The organism is Elusimicrobiales bacterium (genome assembly GCA_041651175.1).
In the GTDB taxonomy this organism is placed as follows: domain Bacteria; phylum Elusimicrobiota; class Elusimicrobia; order Elusimicrobiales; family Elusimicrobiaceae; genus JAQTYB01.
Map to the genome: position 1 here is coordinate 59302 of JBAZJT010000007.1, position 21595 is coordinate 80896.

At 60.6% G+C, this 21595-nt stretch carries 19 protein-coding genes; 11 read left to right on the top strand and 8 right to left on the bottom strand.

Annotation, left to right across the window (positions count from 1 at the left end):
- Positions 1-21: 21 nt before the first annotated feature.
- The 5 genes from priA to tyrS are packed head-to-tail and all read right to left on the bottom strand — an operon-like array spanning position 22 to position 5776.
- The gene (gene priA, locus WC421_05560; protein ID MFA5161692.1) at positions 22-2004 is read right to left on the bottom strand and encodes a primosomal protein N'; all 1983 of its coding nucleotides are present in this window, start codon (positions 2002-2004) and stop codon (positions 22-24) included.
- The gene (mltG, locus tag WC421_05565; protein ID MFA5161693.1) at positions 2001-2966 is read right to left on the bottom strand and encodes an endolytic transglycosylase MltG; all 966 of its coding nucleotides are present in this window, start codon (positions 2964-2966) and stop codon (positions 2001-2003) included. Before mltG ends, priA begins: the two co-directional genes overlap by 4 nt.
- A complete protein-coding gene (gene thpR / locus WC421_05570; protein ID MFA5161694.1) occupies positions 2963-3517 on the bottom strand; it encodes an RNA 2',3'-cyclic phosphodiesterase in 555 nt (184 codons plus the stop codon). The genes mltG and thpR overlap by 4 nt, the downstream gene beginning before the upstream one ends.
- Positions 3514-4518, bottom strand: coding sequence for a FecR family protein (locus WC421_05575; protein ID MFA5161695.1), 1005 nt, complete (start codon positions 4516-4518; stop codon positions 3514-3516). Before WC421_05575 ends, thpR begins: the two co-directional genes overlap by 4 nt.
- Before the next feature lie 16 nt (positions 4519-4534).
- On the bottom strand, positions 4535-5776 hold the full coding sequence (gene tyrS, locus WC421_05580; protein MFA5161696.1) for a tyrosine--tRNA ligase: 1242 nt from the start codon (positions 5774-5776) through the stop codon (positions 4535-4537).
- Between the two features lie 52 nt (positions 5777-5828).
- On the opposite strand from tyrS, the gene WC421_05585 reads away from it, so the two are divergent.
- Together WC421_05585 and WC421_05590 are read left to right on the top strand one after the other, a co-directional pair.
- A complete protein-coding gene (locus WC421_05585) occupies positions 5829-6644 on the top strand; it encodes a murein L,D-transpeptidase catalytic domain family protein (protein ID MFA5161697.1) in 816 nt (271 codons plus the stop codon).
- 197 nt (positions 6645-6841) lie between these two features.
- Complete coding sequence (locus tag WC421_05590; protein ID MFA5161698.1) at positions 6842-7648, top strand: class I SAM-dependent methyltransferase; 807 nt, start codon at positions 6842-6844, stop codon at positions 7646-7648.
- A gap of 200 nt (positions 7649-7848) precedes the next feature.
- Here the strand turns inward: WC421_05590 and WC421_05595 are convergent, their stop codons facing one another.
- The gene (locus WC421_05595) at positions 7849-8667 is read right to left on the bottom strand and encodes a lytic transglycosylase domain-containing protein (protein MFA5161699.1); all 819 of its coding nucleotides are present in this window, start codon (positions 8665-8667) and stop codon (positions 7849-7851) included.
- A 111-nt stretch (positions 8668-8778) separates the two neighbouring features.
- Positions 8779-9096: a transglycosylase SLT domain-containing protein gene (locus WC421_05600; GenBank protein ID MFA5161700.1), complete on the bottom strand. Its 318-nt coding sequence runs from the start codon at positions 9094-9096 to the stop codon at positions 8779-8781.
- Between the two features lie 52 nt (positions 9097-9148).
- Here WC421_05600 and WC421_05605 point away from each other — a divergent pair, with 52 nt between their 5' ends.
- The 6 genes from WC421_05605 to WC421_05630 all read left to right on the top strand — a co-directional run bounded on the left by WC421_05605 (position 9149) and on the right by WC421_05630 (position 16335).
- On the top strand, positions 9149-9328 hold the full coding sequence (locus WC421_05605; protein MFA5161701.1) for a hypothetical protein: 180 nt from the start codon (positions 9149-9151) through the stop codon (positions 9326-9328).
- Between the two features lie 264 nt (positions 9329-9592).
- Positions 9593-9901, top strand: coding sequence for a hypothetical protein (locus tag WC421_05610; protein MFA5161702.1), 309 nt, complete (start codon positions 9593-9595; stop codon positions 9899-9901).
- 7 nt (positions 9902-9908) lie between these two features.
- Positions 9909-11342, top strand: coding sequence for an aminotransferase class I/II-fold pyridoxal phosphate-dependent enzyme (locus tag WC421_05615; protein MFA5161703.1), 1434 nt, complete (start codon positions 9909-9911; stop codon positions 11340-11342).
- Positions 11343-11495: 153 nt separating this feature from the next.
- Positions 11496-13910 carry a hypothetical protein gene (locus WC421_05620; protein ID MFA5161704.1) on the top strand — a complete coding sequence of 805 codons (2415 nt, stop codon included), beginning with the start codon at positions 11496-11498 and terminating at the stop codon, positions 13908-13910.
- Between the two features lie 14 nt (positions 13911-13924).
- Positions 13925-14452, top strand: a complete 528-nt coding sequence (locus WC421_05625) for a hypothetical protein (protein MFA5161705.1) — start codon at positions 13925-13927, stop codon at positions 14450-14452.
- Between the two features lie 113 nt (positions 14453-14565).
- On the top strand, positions 14566-16335 hold the full coding sequence (locus WC421_05630) for a hypothetical protein (GenBank protein MFA5161706.1): 1770 nt from the start codon (positions 14566-14568) through the stop codon (positions 16333-16335).
- A gap of 18 nt (positions 16336-16353) precedes the next feature.
- Here the strand turns inward: WC421_05630 and WC421_05635 are convergent, their stop codons facing one another.
- Entirely contained in the window at positions 16354-16770 is a 417-nt protein-coding gene (locus WC421_05635) for a protease inhibitor I42 family protein (GenBank protein MFA5161707.1), read from the bottom strand.
- Positions 16771-16954: 184 nt separating this feature from the next.
- On the opposite strand from WC421_05635, the gene WC421_05640 reads away from it, so the two are divergent.
- The 3 genes from WC421_05640 to WC421_05650 are packed head-to-tail and all read left to right on the top strand — an operon-like array spanning position 16955 to position 21580.
- Positions 16955-18172: an MFS transporter gene (locus WC421_05640; protein ID MFA5161708.1), complete on the top strand. Its 1218-nt coding sequence runs from the start codon at positions 16955-16957 to the stop codon at positions 18170-18172.
- Between the two features lie 7 nt (positions 18173-18179).
- Entirely contained in the window at positions 18180-19304 is a 1125-nt protein-coding gene (locus WC421_05645; GenBank protein ID MFA5161709.1) for a metallophosphoesterase, read from the top strand.
- Positions 19301-21580, top strand: a complete 2280-nt coding sequence (locus WC421_05650) for an AAA family ATPase (protein MFA5161710.1) — start codon at positions 19301-19303, stop codon at positions 21578-21580. The genes WC421_05645 and WC421_05650 overlap by 4 nt, the downstream gene beginning before the upstream one ends.
- The last annotated feature ends 15 nt before the right edge of the window (positions 21581-21595 follow it).

A 21595-nucleotide genomic window follows, 5' to 3' on the forward strand; every position in this document is an offset into this window, starting at 1 on the left:
AAAGGGCCGGCGCGTCTGTTTTTATCTGAAAGAGTACGGGTCGCAGATTGCGCGCAGGCGGACCGATTTCGGCTTCTTGTCAAACAGCGGCGGGATTTCCGGCGCTATGGAGTCGCGCCGGCATTTGACCAGCAGATGCCAGCGCTGCATTTTGGAGGTTTTAGGCGTATAGCACTGCGCCGGCCCGGCGATTTCGTAATCCTCCGGCGTTTTCCAGCCGCATAATTCCGCGGTTTTGGAGATTGTCTCCAGGGCGATTTGGCATGCGGCTTCGGCGGCGGCGCCGTCCGCGCTTTCCGCCAGCACGCGGACGAGGCGCGAATACGGCGGATAGCCCATGTCTTTTCTGGCCTCAAATTCGCGCATGATAAATTCCATATAGCCGCCGCCTGCGGCTGCGGCTATGGCCTGCTCCTGCGGGTGCGCGGTCTGCGCGATAAACTCCCCCCCGTTTGCCAGCCTGCCTTTTGTTTGTATGAGCAACTGGCAGGTGCGCTCCGCGCCCCGGAAGTCGGGACCGTAAAGCTCCGTATCCGAGTCCAGCACGGCGGACAGCCTCAGCCTCGGGAAAAAATATCCCCGCGCCAGCAGCCGCGTGGCCACCACTATGTCGGCGGCGTCCTCGCGCATGGCGTCATATGCCAGGCGGCCCTCCCCGCTTTTCAGGCGCAGCGTCTCCCTGTCAAAACGCAGTATCCGCGCGGAAGGCAGCAGTTTTTTCAGCTCGGAGGCGGCGCGGGAAGTGCCGCTTCCGGCGGTTTTGAAAATGCGGTTGGCGCATTGCGGGCATTTTTCCGGCGGGGCCTGGCGCGCGCCGCAGTGTCCGCAGAACAGCGCGGTCCGGGCTTGGTCAAAAGCCATCGACCGGGCGCATTTGGCGCAGCGGACCAGCCAGCCGCAGTTGAGGCAGCTCCAGCCGCCGGAAAAACCTATGCGGTTGAGTATCAAAAGCGCCTGGCCGCCTCCGGCCAGCGTTTTTTCAAGCGAAACTTTAAGCTCGTCGGATATAGCCGGAGAGGCGGCGCCTCTTTTTGGCGCGATTTTCACGCAGACAGGCGCGGCGCGGCCTTTCAGCCGGACCATGCCGGCGGCGCCGTCCACGGCGGCGCGCATGGTTTCCGCCGACGGGGCGGAACTGGCCAGCAGCAGCGCAAACCCTTCCCTGCGCGCGCGCCAGGCCAGCACCTCGCGCGCGTGATAGTGGGGATGGCTTTCCTCCTGCTTGTAAACGTCGTCCTGCTCCTCGTCTATGACGGCCAGGCGCAATTGCCCGAAAGGCAGCAGGCAGGCCGAGCGTGTTCCAAGAAACAGCGCGTCCCGCCCGGAATTGGCCTCGTGCCAGATTTTTTCGCGTTTTGAGCGGCCCTGCCGGCTGTGCCAGCAATAAACGGGAATGTTCCCGGCCAGCGCGGCGATTTCCTCCACCAGCCTGCCGGTCAGCGCTATGTCCGGCAGCAGCATAAGCCCCTGCCCGCCGTTTTTCAGCATCCGGCGCATAAGCTCCGCCGCGATTGCGGTCTTGCCGGAGAGCGACTCGCCAAAAAGCAGCGCGGGGGCGGGGTTTGGCGCGCGCAGGAGGGATTCCAGTTCCGCAAGCGCGTCCTGCTGCTCCCGCGAAAATTCCGGCGGACGCGCGGCGGCGGATTTTTCCGCCGCGGACGCGGCGGAGAAATCCGCCCCGGGCGCGCGAACAAAAGAGGGCACAAGCGCGTCCAAAACCTGGCCCGGCGGCGAGGCCCAGTTTCCCGCTATATGGCGCGCAAGCGGCAGCAGAGTTTGCGCCGGCCAGAGGGGGCGGGCATCCTCCACCGAGTAAATCTCGCGCAGACGTATGCCGGGGGCGGCGTCCGTTTTGTCCGAGACGGAGGTTACAAAACCGGTCAGCGCGCGCGGCCCGAAAGGCGCGCGCACCCGCGCGCCGGGCGAGGGTTCCGCGCCGGGCGGAAGCGCATAATCAAACTCCCGCCTCAGCGGCACCGGAAGCGCGACCTTGCAGTATTTCATTGCTTGCGCCGGAAAGCCTGCTCTATCATTTTTTTGGCTTTGAGATGCTCGGCATACGTGCGGTTGAATATGTGGTTGCCGCGCCTGTCAGCCACGAAATAGAGCGCGTCCACCGCGGCGGGGTTCAGCACGGCTCTGACGGATTCCAATCCGGGATTGCATATCGGCCCCGGCGGTATACCGGCGTACATATAGGTATTGTAAGGAGAATCAACGCGCAAATCCGCCAGCAGAATCCGCTTTTTCCACCAGGATTTCTCTTTCGGAATATATCCAAGCGCGTATTGCACGGTGGGGTCCGCCTCCAGCAGCATGTTCTGCCGGACACGGTTGAGATATACCGCCGCTATAAGCGGGCGTTCCGCCGCCACCACGGCCTCGCGCTCCACTATGGAGGCCATGGCCAGCGCGTGCGGCGCGCTTAAATTGCCGGATTTGTCCGCCGCGAGTATGGGGCGTATGGCGCGGTTGAATTCGCTGTTCATCGCTGCAACCGGCTGGCTGGCCGGAATACCCTCTTCAAAAAAATAGGTGGAAGGAAACAGCATCCCCTCCAGCCGCTCCGCGCGGACGATTTTCATGAATTCCGCGGCGTCCGTAACGCGCATGGCCTGGAGCTTTTCGGCTATCTGCTCGGCGCGCCAGCCCTCGGGGATGGAAACTCGCACGTAAAACCTGCCGTCCGTGTGCAGCAGGTCCCACAACGCCTCTTCGGAGGACATGTTCGTCTTCAGCCTGTACCTGCCGGAGCGCAGCTTGCGCTTTGTGCGCGTAACGCGCAGCAAAACCCTGAACCACGTCGCGCTGCGGATTATTTTATGGTCGCGGAGGTCGCGCGCCACCTGCGCGCCGGAGGCGCCGTCTTTTATATCAAAAAGGACTTCCCCGCCCGGCTGGAAATAATGCGCCGCCAGGAGCGCCATGGCGGCCAGCGCGGCGGCGATGCGAATTCCGCGTTTCATCGCAGCAACTCCGCCGCGCGCAGAATGCCGTACTGCGGGCCGCAGGGCAGCAGCCGGCTCTCGAAAAGGCAGACCCGCCCGGCCATGCCGGAGACGGCTTCAGTCCGGAATTCCGAAAGCATTTTCACAAGCCTGTCCGCGCCACGCGGCCCTTTCAGCCTCCCGATTGTAAGATGCGCGGCAAAAGGGCGGCTGTCGGTTTCAAATCCCAGTTCCCGCAGGCGCGCGCCCGCCGCTTCGCTCAATGCCGCCATTTCAGCGGCTCCCTTGCCGGCCCCCAGCCAGATTACGCGCGGATTCGCCATATCCGGGAACGCGCCTATGCCGGACAACTCCACGGGGAAAGCGGGCATTGCCTCCGCCGCGTCCAGCGCGGCAGCGGCAGCGACGGCGCGCTCCGCAGGGACTTCCCCCAGAAAATGAAGAGTAAAATGCATGCATTCCGGCGCGGTCCATTTGACGTCTGCTTGGGCGGTTTTCAGCAGTTCCGCCGCGCGCGCGGCGGCCTGCCGCAGCGCCGGAGGCGTCTCCAGCGCGATGAATAGCCTCACTTTAGCTTCTGCTCCTGTCCCGCGATATCCAGAATGCTTTTCAACTGCTTCTGCTGCTGTTGTTCAGATTGGGGCGGAGTTGCCGGCGCCGAGGAAGAGGCGGTGTCGCCTTCCCTGTCGCGCTCGCGGCGGGTGCGCATGTCATAAATTTTAAGTCTCGGAACTTCCGTTGCCACCGACGCCGCTTTTTTCACGGAAGCGAGGGAAAGCATTTTCCTGCGCAATTGCCTTCGCTTCTTACTGTCCATCCTTTTCCATGTTTTAACAGAAGCGTCCATGTGTTTGCGCAGAGCGGCGGCTTTGGGCAAATAAGGCTGCAGCGCCGTCATTTTGTCCGCACGGAGAAAACCGGCGCCGTCTTTTGCGACATGTGTTTCCTGCATTTTAGACAGCACAAGCTCTTTTCTGCCGGCGGCGGCGCCGCTTTGGGCGTTTACGGCTATGCGTCCGGCGGAAAATACGCCGGCAACGGTCTCGCCGCTCTTTTCCGAATATATCACACCGAGTTCTCCCCCCCGCGCAGATACGGACGCATTGACCGTGCTGACAAGGAAACTCCTGTTTTTCAGCGCAAGGCCGGTTACCCGCGCAACGATATAGCCTCTTTTCAACGTGACAGTGGCTGTCTGATAGCCGGTATCGTCAAAATCGGCTTCGCTGCCGGCGCCGACGAGCAGCGCGCATTCCCCGCCGTCCAGCATGATTTCGGCGGAGCCGCCGGGCCCGGTTTGTATCGTATCAGACTGCTTGACCAGCATTCCGCCGGACAGGGAGATGTCCTTGTCGGGCTCCTCCATGGGATGCAGCGAGGCGTCCCTGGCGCGCAAAACCATGGCCTGCCATCCCTTGTCCTCGTCCGCGGCTGCGGTTGCGGAGGACTGGGTTTTGGAGGCGGTGTTCAGCATCTCGTTAAGCAGTTTCTGGTAATTCTGCTGCTGGTCCGCGGACTGGGGCCATGCCGCCGGCATCAGGAGCGATAATGCGGTAAACAAGGTCTGCATATTCCCCCCCCGCGGGTCAGCCTCTAACCAGCCTGCAAAACCGCCGGCTGCCCGCCTGAAGCACCGCGCCGGGACTTACCAGCAAAGCTGCCTCGCCACCGACACGGACATCGGGGGAATAAGGCAGCGAATGAAAGACAATGTACTGGTCCTTGCCAAGCTTCTCCCCGTCCAGCCGCACCGCGCCCTGGCTGATAAGCTGCCTGGCCTGATTCATGCTGGGGGCCATGCCGCCGTCAACCAGTATCCTGGACAGCCGCGTCCCGTCGTTGACGGCAAGCTGCGGCATATCCTGCGGCAATTCCCTGCGCGAAAACTGCTTCTCAAACCCGGACAGAGCCTCCGCCGCCGCCTCAGCGGAATGCAGGCGGGCCGTCAGTATGCCGGCGAGCTTTTTCTTGGCCGCCATCGGATGCATGGCCTTGACGGCGGCAATATCCTCGCGCGTCAGCAGCTCATAATATTGCCACATGGTCTGGTCCGGTATGGACATGACCTTGCCGAATATCTCGGAGGGCGCCTCCGTAAGGCCGATATAATTGCCGTAGGATTTGGACATTTTGCGCATCCCGTCGGTGCCGGGCAGCAGGGGCATGGTCATGACCGCCTGCGGCTCCTGCCCGTAGTCCTTCTGCATGTCGCGGCCCACCAGGAGGTTGAAAATCTGGTCCGAGCCGCCAAGCTCCACATCAGCTTTGAGCGCCACGGAATCATAACCCTGGAAAACGGAATACAGCAGTTCCAGCATGGTAATGGGGCAGCCTTTGGCTATTCTCTGCTTGAAATCGTCGCGCTCGGTAAGCCGGGAGAGCGTGATTCTTTTCAGGGCGTTCAGCAGTTCCGGCGCAGCGCCGCCGCAAAGCCCGGAGCCGGTGAATTCCCCCAGCCATTCGCTGTTGCAGCGGATTTCAGTGCGCGCCGGGTCAAGAATTTTGAAGGCCTGGGCCTTGTAGGTTTCCGCATTCTCCCGCACCGTTTGCATGGAGAGGACGGGGCGGGTGCAGTCCCTGCCGGAAGGGTCGCCCACGCAGGCGGTGAAATCCCCTATAAGCAGTATGCCCGTGTGGCCCATATCCTGAAACTCGCGCATTTTGGACAGCGCGACGCCGTGCCCCAGGTGCAGGTCCGGCCTGGTGGGGTCCGCGCCCAGCTTGACCCGCAGCGTTTTGCCGGAGACGAGCTTTTTTTCAAGCTCCTCCGCGCCCACGAAATCAATGCAGCCGCGTTTGAGAGTTTCAACTGCCTTTTCAGCGTTCATAAAATTCGAAAATTATTGTAGCTTTTTTTAGAAACAAAAGATATAATTCGCCATGCTCTACTGTGTCTGGCTTCTCGCTTCACTTGCGGCAAACACCCCGGCGCGCGCCCAGGAACTGCCTGCGTTGCGCTCGCTTATGACGCAGGGATTCTCGGCGGCGCCCCCCCCTGTGAAAGCGGACATCCCGACGCCCGAAATGGGCATTGCGGAAGACGAGCCTCCTTTGCCTGACGACCCGGACAGGGAACATTTCAGAGGAGGCGGGCAGGAACGGGCTGGCCGGAACATCCGTTTTGAAACGCCTAATTACGGCCCCGGTGAGCGGGAACAGATTCTCGCGAAATACCGCAACATTGACCGTGGCCGTCTGATTTCAAGACGGCTGCTGGAACCCGCCCTGCTGTTCTATCACGCCAACCTGAACCGGCTGAGCAACCCGGATTATCTGACCGTGGTGGATTTCAGCAAACACTCCTCGGAGGCCCGTCTTTACATGGTGGACATGGACCTCGGCTCCGTCAAGGCGCTGCATGTGGCGCACGGCTCCGGCTCCGACCCGGGCAACACCGGCTATGCCAAATACTTCAGCAACACGCCGGATTCCAACATGTCCTCGCTGGGCTTTTACCTGACGGCGGAAACCTATTCCGGCAAGCACGGCTATTCGCTGCGGCTGGACGGCCTGTCCGCCACCAACTCAAACGTGCGGGGACGCGCCGTTGTCGTGCACGGCGCGAGTTATGTGCAGGAGCGCAGCGTCCGCCCGGGCCGTTCCTGGGGCTGTTTCGCGGTCAGCGAATCCGTCAGCGATTTTGTCGTCAAGAAGCTTGCCTGGGGCAGCCTGATATACGCCGGCCTCGGCAAGTAGCGGGACAGGTATTCAAAACAGCGCCGCCGGATTTGTCCTGCAAATCCGGCGGCGCCGCGTTTTGCGAAGCTGATTTAAGCCTGTTGCGAAACGGCTTCCCCAAATATGTTGCCCTGACCTGATAAATTTTCTACTTTACATTCAGGCGGGGGCCTATCAGCGAATTTAGAATGCGCGAACCCCATGGAGAATGTATCATGAAGGAAAAATACACGCTCGCGGTCGGCAAAAGCGATGAAACCCGTTTGGCTGTTATGAACGATTCCTGCAACGGCAGCAGCCTGGCGTTTTTGGCGGAGTCCGGCGCGTTAAAGCCCGGGACCCGCTTTCTAGAACTTGGGTGCGGAATGGGGCAGATGGCTGCGCTTATCGCAAAACAAATTTTACCCGGCGGCAAGATCGACGCCGTAGACTCCAGCGACAGACAATTAGAACTGGCCAGAAAGTATTTGAAGAAAAACTCTGTCCGCAATGCAAATCTTATTAACGCCTCTGCTGACACTCTGGCCCCCGAATTTGAGCGAAAATATGACGTTGTTTATTCGCGGTTTCTGTTTGAACACCTGCGCAATTTGCCGCAATCGCTGAAACTGTTGAAAAAATGCCTTAAGCCCGGCGGCAGGCTGATTTCGGAAACCAGCGACATGACCACCATTTTCTGCACCCCGCATTCAGATGTTTTCGATGTTTGGCTTAATTGCCAAGCCCCGCCGGTTTTGAAGTTCAACACAAAGTGCGGCTATGACATTCACCTGCGGCATTATGAAGCGGGCTTTAAGGATGTGACGGTTAAGTTCCACCAACCGGCATTGCATTCGCAATTCCAGAAGTCATATTTGAGAGTAGTGTTTGATCAGTATTGCCCGCAATTGACCGGCAAAGGCAAGCCGTTCGCGAACGACGATGAAACGCGTAAATTCGGGAAAAAGCTTGATCAATTAATAGGCGACAAGCATTTTGTGGCCACATTCCCCAGAATAACGCAGATTTGCGCACGGCAATGAGTATGTAATTTAGCCGGGGGTAGTGATAGCGGCAAGGTTAACCTGAATACTTCAGTTGGCGCGAGGACCGAGGCGAAAAAGCGCGAAATAATGCCGGACAAAATTATCCGCGCGTGCCCTACAGCACGAAAGGATAATTTTGTGAAGGCAGTATGAAGCGATTTTTCGCCGAATCCCGCGGCCAACTGAAACTTTCAGGTTTATATTGACACTTTCTGGGACATCACTTTCCGCGCGTATTTGGAAGTGGCCTTCGTCGGCTTGGTCATGCATTGGGGGCCGCCGTTATAGCCGCGCAGAATGGCTGCCGTACTGCCCCCGCCCTTGCGGCCTTTGAGGTATTTAAGGTAAGCGCAACCTATCTGAATATTTGTTTTTGGGTCATAAAGATTTGGGTTGCCGCCCAGTCCTATTTTTTTGGCCATCATCTTGCCGGTTGCCGGCATGACCTGCATAAGGCCCTGCGCGCCGACCTTGGAGCGCGCCTTGGGATTGAAGCCGGATTCCACTTTCATAACGGATTTGACCAGTTTCGGCTCCAGCCCGTATTGCTTCGCGAATTTTTTTATAAGGTCGTCATAAGCCGAGGAGCCGCCGCCCTTGGAGCCTCTCCGGCCGGAACCGGAACCGGCGGATTTGGAGTATGCCGCTCCCTTTGAACCCTGCGCGGCGCGCGAGCCTCCCCCCGCCCCCGACGAGCCCGCTCCCGCGGATGTGAATGAAAAAGACTGTCTGCCCCCGTATCTCAGGCTGCCCATGCTTGAGCCCTGCGCGGAAAGGCTGGCATTTCCCTTGCTGCTGAAACTGGCTCCGGACAGCATCGCCGCCATCCTGTCGTTCCGGCTTTTTGATGCGGCGCTGGAACTGTCCAGCAGGGCTTTCATCTCATAGGCGTTCGCCGCGGCGGCAGCTTGCTGCGGCGATTCCGCAAAGGATATGTCGTCAAAATCCTGGGCAGCGGCGCGCGCGGCGCCGGGGGTACAGGCAAAAACGCTGATTAGCAGGAATATCGGTTTCATAGGTAACTTATAGCCCTTGAAGCGGCGGCCCGCATGGGCCAAAAGGCCTATTCGCTGCCGGAAAACGGCGGAACCCCGCCGGAGGCGGGGTTCCGTTTTCCGTGAGCGGATTTATTTTACGGTGTTGCGGCGTCTCTGAACCTGGCTTGCGTAGGCGGAAGTCTGTTTGCTGGGTTTGTACATGCGCCTTGGCCCGCCGTTATAGCCGCGCAGAATGCCTGTAGCGCTTCCTCCGCCCTTGCGGCCTTTGAGGTATTTAAGATAGGCGCAACCGATGTTGATGCTGGTTTCCGGGTTGTAAAGGTTTAATTTGCCCTTCAATCCCATTTTTTTGGCCATCCACGCTCCGGTTTTGGGCATGACCTGCATAAGACCCTGCGCACCGACCTTGGAGCGCGCCTTGGGGTTGAAGCTGGATTCCTGCGCCATCACGGACTTTACCAGATTGGGGCTTAAGCCGTATTTTGAGGCATACTTCTTTATGAGTCCGTCATATGCGCCGCTGCCTTTAGAGCCGCGCGATGCGGCGCGGGAAGAGGATGAGGAACGCGAGCTTTTGCTGACGCTTGAGCTTTTCGCCGACCGGGAGGCGCCGGAACGCGAGCTTTTGCTGACACTTGAACTGCGTCCAGCCTTGGAAGCGGAACTCCTGGCCGCATAGGAACTGCGCCCGGAGCCGGATTTCTGTTTGGTATAGGCTACGTTGCCGTATCCGTGGGTGAAGCTGTGGTCAGGATCGGGTTCATAATAGTGCGGCCCCCAATTATGCGACGGGCTCGCTCCCGCGGAGGAACTGTGTCCGGAGCCGGATTTCTGTTTGGTATATGCCACGCCGCCGTGTCTGGCGGTGAAACTGGCGCAACCGGGACAGGAACCTGCGGAAGCTGTACTAAACGTCCCGTTCCCCGAGGAATTCAGACTGCCCATGCTTCGGGAGCGTCTTGAAAGACTTGCGTCTTTGGCGCTGCCGAGGCCGGTTGACGACAGCACGGAGGCCATTCTGGAACTGCGGCTGGCAGATGCGGCGGTGCTTCTGTCCAGTTTCGCCTTCATCTCCTCGGCGCTGTCGGCCGCCGCGCGCGCCGCGCCGGCGGAAATGCAGAGCGACACGATCACAAGCGTTTTCGTTATTTGCATAGTACGGTTATACGCCGCCAAAGCGCGGTTTTCATGGGCCAAAGGGCCTATTTTCGGCCTGCGCTGCGGAGACTGGCGCGCCGTGGAAATTATATAATGCCGGTATGATAAAGCTGACTGATGTAAACGCGAAACTGCTGAAGGCGCATTATGCCGTGCGCGGCAAGATAGTCTCCCGCGCCCATGATTTGGAATCGCAGGGCAGAAAAATCATCTACTGCAACATCGGAAATCCCCAGGCGCTCAAGCAGAAACCGCTCACTTTCGTGCGCCAGTTGCTGAGTCTGCTGGAATACCCGGAATTGATAGACTCGCCCGGCCTGTCCGGGCTTTTTCCGCCCGACGTGCTGCGCCGCGCGAAGATGATACTGGAAAAAAATCCATCCGGCACCGGGGCGTATTCGCAGAGCGCGGGCATGCCTTTCGTCCGCAAGGCCGTGGCCGATTTCATACACAGGCGCGACAGCATTCCCGCAGATCCTAACCGCATTCTGCTGACCGACGGCGCCAGCAAGGGCGTGCAGGCCGTGTTCACGCTGCTGACAAACCGCGAAAACGACGGGTACATGATTCCCATCCCGCAGTACCCGCTTTACAGCGCGACCATCGCGCTCTACGGCGCGCGGCAGATAAATTATTTCCTGGACGAGGCCAACAACTGGCAGCTAAGCGAAAAGGAACTGGAAGGCAGCATAGAATCCGCGCGCAAAAACGGCGTAAACCCCGTCGCCATCGCGGTCATAAACCCCGGCAACCCGACTGGCGCGGTGCTTTCCAAAGACAATATCGCCATGATAGTCCGCTTCGCCAGGCGGAACCGGCTGGCGATTCTGGCCGACGAGGTGTATCAGGAAAACGTCTATGCCGAAGGGCTGAAATTCCATTCCTTCGCCAGGGTGATGCACGAAATGGGCGAGACAGAAGTTACGCTGTTCAGCTTTCATTCCGTTTCCAAGGGCTTTCTGGGCGAATGCGGGCACCGGGGCGGATATATGGAAGTGCGCAATATGTCAGACGACGTTTACGCCGAACTGGTGAAGCTGCAATCCATCGGGCTATGCTCCAACGTGCCGGGGCAGATTGTTACTTACGCCATGGTCGCGCCGCCGGAAAAGGGCGCGGAAAGCTACGAGCTTTACATCAGGGAGCGCGACGCGATACTATCCGGCCTCAGGGAAAAAGCCGAAATACTTGGCAGGGGCCTCAACGAAATTGAGGGCATGGAAACCTGCATTCCGCAGGGCGCGATGTACGCTTTCGTGCGGTTCCGCCTGCCGCACCCCGAAGGCGCGGACCCGGAGAAAATGCTGCCGGCGCAAAGGCTGGCCTATGAATCCGCGCGGGACTCGGATTACTGCCTGAACCTGCTGGAGGAAACCGGCATCTGCGTGGTGCCGGGGTCGGGTTTCGGACAACTGCCCGGCACGTTGCATTTCCGCACCACATTCCTGCCGCCCAAAGGCGATATTCAGTCGCTTGTGGACAAAATGAAGGCGTTCCACTCCGGTTACGCGAAAAAGTTAAGCCAACCCCGGTAGCGCGCATTTCGCGGACGAAATCAAAAACCCCCGCCAAAAGCGGGGGTTTTTGCAGCCCCGGAATTCTCATTGCCCGCTATTTTGAATTATAGGCAGTTTGAGTGATTGTTCCGCGGGTTACTATTTGTTAGCCTTTTGATGTAGTAGGAGGGGATGATGAAGAAAAACCAGGGATATCACGGCGCGGGCGCGGCTCAGTTTGACGAAACGGTTTTCCCGGCGGAGATGGAATTTATACGCGGCAGGCGGGAACGGATAAATGCCGCATGGCAGCCCGCTTTCAGCGGCGCACAAGAGCGGCGCGCCGTTTCCGGCGGGCAGCAGGCCGCGTCCGCCGCCGGGATGGCAGCCGCATTCTGGAAAACGATTACCGGCTGGGCGGCAGGGCTGCCTGCCCGGCTGCGGCAGGCGGCACGGAGCACACCTGAAATCTGTCCGCGCGAAAATACGCCCGGGGATATATGCGGCATAGCCCTCTCCGGCGGAGGCATACGCTCTGCCACATTCAATCTGGGCGTGCTGCAGGTGCTGGCGCGCGAAAAACTGCTGTGGCGGGCGGATTACTTGTCCACCGTTTCTGGAGGGGGCTACACAGGCTCCTGCCTCAGTTCGCTGCTTAACGATTCCGACCCCGCCGTGTTCGGCAGGGAATTCCCTTTCGCGCACTATCCCGGCGTGGAGGAAAGCCCGGCTTTCAAGCATTTGCGGCTGGGCGGCTCCTACCTTGCGCCAAGAGGCATTGCCAGCGCGGCGAAAATGCCGGCGCTGCTGCTGTGCGGCATACTGTCAAATCTGCTGCTGGTGCTACCTTACGCGCTGCTGTTCATACTGGCGGAATGGGCGCTGTCGCGCGGCGCGATAGCGACAGCCGGCAGGACGCTGGCGGAAAGCGGGCTGGATTTTGCCGCGCTGAAGGCGCTTTGCTCGGATTTCTACAGATGGACGCCCTGGGCGCTGGGATTGTTTCTGGCGGGAGTCCTTATATATCCGCTGGCCAGAAGAAGCGTCTGCGGCTGCTGGCGCGGCAGGAACAGGGCGGAGTATTTCTACGCTTTCCTGCTTATGGCTCTGGCCGGCGTCGCGCTTGCGGAATCTTTTCCCGCCGCCATTCTTGCGGTTAAATACCTCAACATCAAGCTGAGGCAGCTTGGCGTTCCCGAAATAATCGGGGGCTGGAAGGCGCTGGTCCCGGTTCTTTCGCTGCCGGTGCTGGCGCAGCTGGCCGGCGGCAGGGGCGGCGGCGCGGGGAAAATACTGGCCGCGCTGTCCGGGCTTGCGGCGGCGGGGCTGCTTTTTATCTTCGCCGGAAACGTGTTCCTGTTCGGCGGCGGGCCGGCCTGGCTGGGGGAAGCGCTTTCCAACATCGGGCGCGTCTGGACGCCGGCGTTCCTTGCCGGCGCGCCGGGGCCGTTATGCGCCATACCGCTGCTGCTGATCGCGCTTGCGATTTACACGCTGGCGGCGGATGTAAACCACACCTCGCTGCACAGTTTTTACCGCGACCGGCTCAGCAAAGCGTACCTTTTCAGGCGGGGGCCGGGCGGCGCGCCGCTGCATAACGACGGGCAGAAGCTATCCTCGCTCTACGAGCACGGCTGCTGGGCGCCGTATCATCTGATAAACGCCGCGCTGAACCTTCAGCACAGCAGGACCAGCCGCGTGGAGGCGCGCAGAGCGGATTATTTCGTCTTCAGCAGCCTGTTTACCGGAAGCGAAAGCACCGGCTATTGCCCCACCAAGTCAATGGAGGAGGCCGACGCGCATCTGAACCTTGGAACCGCCATGGCGGTTTCCGGCGCCGCCGCCGCGCCGAACATGGGGGATGCGGCATCAAGGCCGCTGGCGCTGCTGCTGACGCTGCTTGACATAAGGCTGGACTACTGGCTGCCCAATCCCGCGCGGCTCAACGCCGGCAGGCCGCCGCGCCTGGGAGTGGGGCCGGCGTATCTGCTGCGGGAATATCTGGGCCGGCTGGACGAGAATTCGCCGTATGTGAACGTCAGCGACGGCGGGCATATAGAGAATCTCGGCATCTACGAACTGCTCCGGCGGCGCTGCCGTTATATAATCGCCTGCGACAGCGAGGCCGACCCGCAGCTCCGCTTCGGCGGGCTGGCCGAGGTGATACGGCAGGCGCGCATAGACTTCGGCATAGAGATAGACATCAACCTGCGGGATATTCGCCGCGACGGCAAGGGCATAAGCCGCCGGCCCTATGCGCTGGGACGGATAAAATACGGCGGCGACGCGGAAGAAGGCTGGCTGCTTTATATCAAGTCCTCGCTTCCCGCGGATATGGACGAATACGTGCGGGAATACTGGCAGCGCAATCCCGCCTTCCCGCATGAAACCACCGCCGACCAGTTCTTTGACGAGGCGCAGTTCGAGGCTTACCGCGCGCTGGGCTACCATATCGCCAGCGCTTTGACAAAAGAATTTTCCCCGGCGGCAGACGGCGGGCCGGACGCGGTGAACGAATGGTTCGCCTCGCTGGCGGGAAAGCTGTATCATCTGCCGTCGGGCGGAGAAGCGGGGAAACCGCCGCAGGCGGAAAGCTGCGCGGGATAAAACAGGAGAAATCTGTGAAAAAGAAACTGATGCTTGGAGCCTTTCTGTTGTCTGCCATAATGCCGTATGCGGCGCGCGCCGCAGAGACTGCGGCCCCTTCCGCGCTTGCGGGCGCGGCGGGAAGCCTTTCGGCGCCGACGGATATAAATCTGGCGTCGCTGTTTGAAAACGTGCGCGAAGGCACGATGATAGCCTTTTCCCCCAACGGGATGACTCTGGCCACAGCCTATGCTCCGCTTGTGGTGCTGCACGACCGGGCCGCCGACGGCTCCGACCCCGTTGAATATGCAAGCCTGGGCGCAGGCTACTGCCTCAACGTGGCAAACACCAAGGCCAGTCCGCTTATAATGATAGGCGTGCGTCCTGACAATCTTCCCGCGCTGCTGAAAAGCTCCCTGCACGGCTCCCTGGGCAAATGGGTCAGGAACAACCTGTCTTTCGCAAAACTGCCCCCGATGGAGATGGGCCTGGCCGGCTCCTGGTACGCCCCGGACCATATCTGGATACTTGGCCTGACCATAGCCGTAAAGCTTGGAAAATGATTGGAATGCTCCGGCGCGGCTATCCGCGGTAACGCTGAAAATTCCGGCGCAAAGTTGTAAACTCTCATAAACCGGCAGGACGTGCAGGAACGCCAGGCCGGCTGCGGCAGTCTATGCACAGAATCTATTTGCGCCGGTTTCTATTCCCTGTCATATGCGCGGCAGCGGTTGCGCTTGGCTGCGCGCGGGAGGCCCGCGCGTTCAATTTCAGCGAGCACCGCGCGCTTGGGGACTCCGCATTTTCCGGTTTCATGGACGGGCTTGTCCGCTCCGGCGAGTTCAAAAGCCGCGATGAGCTGTGCGCGTTTTTTGAAAGCGCCGCCTCCATCAAATGCGCCGGGGACGAGGCGCCGTATTTCATCCCCCTTTCCAATCCGCCCAATTATGCCACTTTCGGGGTGATAAACGGCCTCTCCGGCGATCACGAGGACAACCCCCTGCGCCTGCGCGAGGAACTGATGCACCGCTATTCGGTGATGAATCAGATAATCGCGCTCAACGCCAGGAAAAACGCCATGTTCTCCGACCAGCCATCTTATTCCGAGATAGCGGCCGTAAATCCCAGGTTTCCGTATCTCGCCATAAGGAATTACTCCCACTTTTACAATTACGGCGACGCGCTGGACAAGCAACTCGGCATGGTGGACAAAAACCACCTCCGGCTGCTTGAATCCCCGATGAACGGCAAAAAGGTATTCGCCGAGCTGGAGCGCAGCAACTCGCTGGACACGTACGCGACGCTGCATCTTTTCGCGATGGAAATGGCGGACAAAGCGGGCCGACTGGCCGCATCGGACCCGGAGCGGGGCAAAATTTATCTTTCCTATGCGTTCCTCTACGAGGGATTCTGCGGCCATTTTCTTGAAGACAGCTTCGCCTCCGGGCATATCATAGTGCGCCGCTCGCTTCTGGGCGGGGCCGTCAACAACAAGCCGATGCACGATTTTTACTGCAAGCTGGGCCTCACTGTCATGAACCTCAACGGCGACATCTGGAAAACCTACGGGGACAACATGCTCGCCCGCGTGCCGGACCAGTGGGAAAACGCCGCCTCTTATGACGCCATAGCGGCAAGCACCGACACGCCGCACGCGGCCATGGCGCGCGCCGCCGCGCGCGTCTCGCTGGAGGAGTTGTGGTCCGCCTACCGCGCAGGGCTGCGCGGCGGCAATGCCCCTTCCGTCGCCGAGCGGTTTCCGGACGATGGAGATGACGCCAAGGAAAAATTCCTGCTGGACAATTGCAGGGCGCTGCATTACGTGCCGGTCCCCTACGGCTCGGATCTGAGCCGCTACAATCTGCCGCAGGACAGGATTGAGCAGTTAAACCAGGCCAACGCGCCGCCGCAGAGCCGCAACTTCATACGCTCGCGCGTGGCCAACACGGTAACCGGCTTCTTCGGCACTTACGACGAGGGCGCGGATTACGAAACCAGGGGCGTCCTGGGGCTGCGCCTCAATGTGATGGACTCCTCCAGGTACCACGACATGGCCGACAAAACCGGTTCCGTGGATTACTGGTCCGGCTACACTGCCTCATACCTGGCCGCGCTGGAAAGCGAACTTGCGCCGAACGTGACACGAATCGCCGCCGGCAAGAGTTTTTTCTGGGATATATGGGTTTCCCGGAAGCATTACTTTTCCGTTTACACCTATCTGGAAGCCGGCATCGCCAGAGAGGAAAGCGTGAACCGCCTGGCATTCTCGCCGACGATAGGGATACAGCCGGGGTCGCTGCTGGGGCTGGACAATTACACACTGCCCCGCTGGATATGGACGCCGATGCAGTTCATACTGCCGCTTAAAATTTCCCTGGGCGCCAATTATGTGCCGGGCAGGGCGCCCGGATATACGGTTACGGGCGAGGTTGACCTGCTGTTCTGATATCTGAACTCAAACCGCTCAAAAGGCCTGCGGCACGAGGTCTTTCTCTCCCTGATTTTTTTCCGTTACGCTGACAGGGACATCGAAGCTGCGGCTGTACGAACCATTTTCCCATGACAAATAGCGCAAACTTATAACTGACGCGCCGTGCCGGCGGACCTTCAGCTCCAGCATATATTCGCCATCCTCGCCCTGCTGTCCGCCCTGGAAAGGCCTGAAATCCTCCCGCAGCACAATAAAAGCAGAACGCGTCGCCGGCAGAAGTTTCCATACGCCGGTTTCAGGATTGGACACAAGCGTAACAACAATTACATCGCCCGGTTCCGCGGCTACAGGCTGATTGTTGTCTTCAGCGGCAAGCTCGTGCTTCATGGCCCAACTGCACGGAGAGGCGGCAAGTATTGCGGCAAGCGCGGCCAAGGCAAATTTTCCCATATACCCACTCCTTTAGATTCGCAAGCATTTGCAGGCAAGGACAATCATCCTGCTTCCTGAAACCATTCTAGCGGGAATGCTCATGCGCCGGACAGGGCCAAAAGACCCATCCCCGCCAAACCTTCACGGAAGCAACCCTGATACGACGGTGTTTGCCATGCCGGCGCAATGCTAAAATAGGGCTATGGACAGGATGCGCTCCGCTTTCCGCTCGCTTCGGCATCGCAATTTCCGCCTTTTTATAACGGGGCAGGGCATTTCGCTGGTGGGTACCTGGATGCAGCAGCTGGCCATGAGCTGGCTGGTGTACCGGATGACCGGCTCCGCCTGGCTGCTGGGGGTTGTCAGCTTTCTGAACATGCTGCCCGCCTTTCTTTTCTCGCCGATAGCCGGCGTCCTGGCGGACCGGCACGACAAAAGGAAAATGCTTATCGCGGCGCAGACCGCGGCCATGCTGCAGGCCTTTACGCTGGCCGCGCTGGTGCTGGGCGGCTGGGTGCAGATATGGCATATAGTATTTCTGGGCATGATTCTGGGCTTTGTAAACGCCTTTGACATGCCCATACGCCAGTCCTTCATCGTGGAAATGCTGGGCGGCAAGGAGGATTTGAACAACGCAATCGCGCTGAACTCCTCCATAGTCAACGGCGCGCGCATGGTGGGCCCCGCGCTGGCCGGCCTGGCGGTGGCGGCGGTCGGGGAGGGGTTTTGCTTCCTCCTCAACGCGGTTAGCTTTATAGCCGTGATAATCGCGCTCTACAAAATGGACATCCCCCGCCGCCGCGCCGCGCCGGGGCGCGGCAGCGTCCTGCCGGAGATAATGGCAGGTTTCCAATATCTGCTTGCCACGCCGCCGCTGGCGCATATACTGCTTCTTATGGGAACGGTGAGCCTGTTCGGCATGGCATACCAGGTGCTGATGCCGGTTTATGTGGAACAGGTTCTAAAAGGCGGGCCGGAAACTCTGGGCATTGTGATGGGCGCGGCGGGGGCGGGGGCGTTGTGCGCCGCAGTGGCGCTGGCGGCGCGCAAATCGCCGGGAAAACTACTGCCGGCCATACCCGTCGCGGCGGCGGCCTTCGGCGGGACGCTGATACTGCTTTCTTTAGTCAAAAGCCTGCCGCTGGCGGTCTGCGTCATTGCGCTGCTTGGCTTTGCGATGATGACGCAGATAGCCGCCAGCAATACCATGCTCCAGTCCATTTCCGCCGACGATATGCGCGGGCGGGTGATGGCGTATTACACGATGGCGTTTCTGGGGCTTGCGCCTTTCGGCGGGCTGTATTCCGGCTCCGTGGCGCAGTGGATAGGGGTGCGGGCCGCCTTCGCAATAAGCGGCGCGGCCTGCATGGCAGGAGCATTGATTTTCAGGCTCACCGCCCCGCGCAAACTGCTAGAATAAAACTGCCGTGCGAATACTCCATACCGCCGATTTGCATTTGAAAAACCCCGCCTCGCCCGAAGGGGCGCGGCGGCTTGCCGTCTTGGCGGAGATATGCGCGCTGGCCAGGGATTTCGACGCGCTGGCAATATGCGGAGACCTCTTTGACAGCGCGGCGGAGGCATCCTCACTTGAAACGCAATTGCGCCAGACGTTTGCCCCGCTGGCGGTTCCGGTCCTGATAATCCCCGGCAATCACGATTTCCTGCGCGGGGATGACCCGTTCTCCGGGCGGCTGGATATCGGACAATCCGCCAATGTGCGCATACTGCGCAAGCCCCCGTTTGAGACTTTTCAATTGGGGCCCGCGCTGTTTTACGGTTTTCCGTTTGCCAGATCGGCCTCCTCGTCCGAATTGTTCCGCGAACTTGGCGTCGCGTCCGCGCCTGTCAAAATCGCGCTTATGCACGGCGTCGCCTGCGACCGGGCGGAACTTGCCGGCTGGGCCTACGACCCGGAAAACGCCGAAGAGGGCGGGGAACTGCTTATACGGGACCGCGACCTGGGCGCCGCCGGTTTCTCCGCCGCGCTGCTGGGGCACATACACCGCTTCGCCCAGTGGGACGCGGACGGCTGCCTGGCCTCCTACTGCGGCTCTCCCGATGCGGTGCGCATCACCGAGGACGGCCCGCACACCGTCAATGCCGTAACGGCGGAGGAAGGCAATGTCTCTCTGGCACGGCTGCCGCTTAAATCCGCGCGCAGCGCGCGGCGGGAGAGGATATTCGTCTTCCCCGGCGACGAGTCCGCCCTGGCCGACAGGCTGGACTCTCTGGCCCGCGCAAACCCGCCGGACAGGCTGCTCGGCATCGTCATAGAAGGCATAGCCGACGCCGCGCGAGTGAAAGAGGCCGCTGCGGCCGCAAGGGCGCGCTGGAGCGCGCTACCGGATGGCGGCCCGGAAATTTCCGTGAAGGCAGAAGACACCCGGTCCCGCGCCGCGGACATGATAATGTTTTCCTTCCTGCGCCGGGCGCGTGAAAACGCCGCCGCCGCGCAAACCCCCGCCGCGCAGGATATGGCAAGGCGGGTGGCGTTCTTGGGCTGGCGCGCGCTGACCGGCGCGGGAGCGGACCCGGACGAACTGCTATGAAGCTGCTCAAACTCAAAACCGGCAGTTTCGGCGCGCTCTCCGGGCGGGAATTCGCGCCGGAGGGGAAACCGGCAGTCATTTTCGGCGCAAACGAGGCCGGCAAAACCACTTTTACGGATGCCGTCTGCGCCGCGCTTTACGGCCTGCCGCGCGCCAACTCCTCCTTCGGCAGGGAGTTCTACGCCAGATACGGCGACACGCCGGCGGCGTCGGCGGAATTCTCGGAGCCGGCGCTGTCGGCCTCCTCGGGCGCGCCGCCCCCGCAGGGGGATTTCCCGCAGGAGCTTTTCCGCGCGCTGCTGGTAATCCGCGCCGGCGAGGCCCGCGTGCAAAGCCAGGAAAAACGGTTCATGCAGCTTTTCACCGCCCGCGTCATGTCCGGCGGCGAGGTGGACGTGCAGCGCGCGCTGGGCGAGCTGCGCAAAATATACGACCACAAGGAAACCACCTCCTGGGGCAAACGTTGGACGGAGGAAAACAAAACCCTCGCGGACCTGCGCCAGCTGCTCAGTCAGAGCGGCGACATGGAAACGCTCTCCCGGCGGAAATTCGAGCTTGCGCGGGAGCTTCAGTCAAAACAGCGGGAGCATGAAGCGCGGGAGGCCGAGGTCAGCCGGCTGGAGCGCGAACTGCAATTCATAAAGCTGGATATGCTGCGCCAGCTTCAGCGCCGGCACGACGAGACTCAGCGCGGCATAGCGGAACTGGGCGGAATAGACCAGTCCCTCCTCATGCGCTACAATGTGCTGCAGGAGGAGATAAACGCCCTCGCCCGCAAATCCGCCGAAAAAACCGCACTGTTTGGCGACATAGCCCGCACATTGGAGGAAAATTCCGCGCTGATGCGCGAATGTGAGGCCCGCCTAGCAGCCATCGCCCCGCAGCAGGCGCGCGGACGGCTCATGCGCGCGGAGGCGGAGTTGTCCAGCCGCGAGGAAGTCTGCGGCGGCTTTTACCACAAAAGCAAAACCGCCGCGCTTGCGCCGGCCTTTGCCGCGCTGGCCGCGGGAGCCGCAGTTTACGCTGCGGGACGTATTGCGGGACTGTCGGGGATGCTTCTGGCCGCGGCAGCGTCCGCCGGGGCCGCGCTGGCGGCCTACGCCGCGCTGCGGGCCGTAGACGGGGGCCGCCCCGCCGCGGAAGCCAAAGCCGCCCTGATTGCCGCACAAAACGAATTTCAAGGCGCGCTGTCCGGCATGGGGCCTGCATGGAAAAATCTAAGCCGCGCCCAGGTCCGCCAAGCCGTCAGCAGGGAAGACAGCGTCCACATCGCCCAGAGCGAACGACACGATGTGCTGGCAACCCTTCTGTCCCGCGCGCTTTCCCGCCGCGCCGAGGAAGAAGCCGCGCTGGCCCAGATATCAGCGCGGCTTGAGATACTCAAAAGCCAGCTTGAATCAGGGCTGAAGGCGCTTGGCGCCCGGAACCTGGGCGACCTGGCGGCGCGCATAGAAAAGCTGGAATACCTGCACCGCAGCCGGGACGAGGCGGAAAGCCAGATAACCCTTGCAGCGGACATAACCCGGCGCAACATCGGCTTTGACCTGGACCGGAAAATCAGGGAGCGGGAGCGCCAGCTTGAAACCCTCCCCCCCCCGGCGGCGCTGCGGACGCAAAGCGAGGCCGAGGCCGATATGACCCTGGCTTCCCAGGAAACGCAGAAAATAACCGCGGCGCGCGAACAATTGCACCGCGAATACAACGAAGTTACCGACAGCCTGTCCCGGCTGGAGGGAAGTTTCGGGATGCCGGTGGCGGAGGTTTTCGCCAAGCTAAAGAATACGGAACGCGCCGTGTCGGAAATTTCGCTGTGGCGGCAGGCAGCGGAAGAAACTTTCAGGACAGTAAGCGACATTTCCCGCGCCAATATGGAGATGCTGCGCAACTGCGTTGAGAACGCGGCCCCCGCCTTCTCCCGCATGACAGGAGGAGCATACACCGGCCTGTCGCTGGCAAAATCCTCGCCGTTTGAAGCCGGCGCGATAACCGCGCGGCATAAGGATTTGGGGGAGCGTCCGGCGGAGTGGCTTTCCAGCGGCGCGGCGGACATGCTGTGGCTGGCAATCAGGATGGCAATGGCCTCTTCCGGCTACAAAACCCCGGCCTTCATGCTGCTGGACGAGCCGTTTTCCTCGCTGGACAGGGCGCGCGCGTCAAACGCCATGTCCGCAATAGCGGATTTCGGCGGGACCGGCTGGCAGGTAATAATCCTCACCAAAGACGAGACCACTGCGAAAGCCGCAGCAACCGCCGGTTTCCTGCGGATAAATCTGTAATTTCCTTCCGGCTAC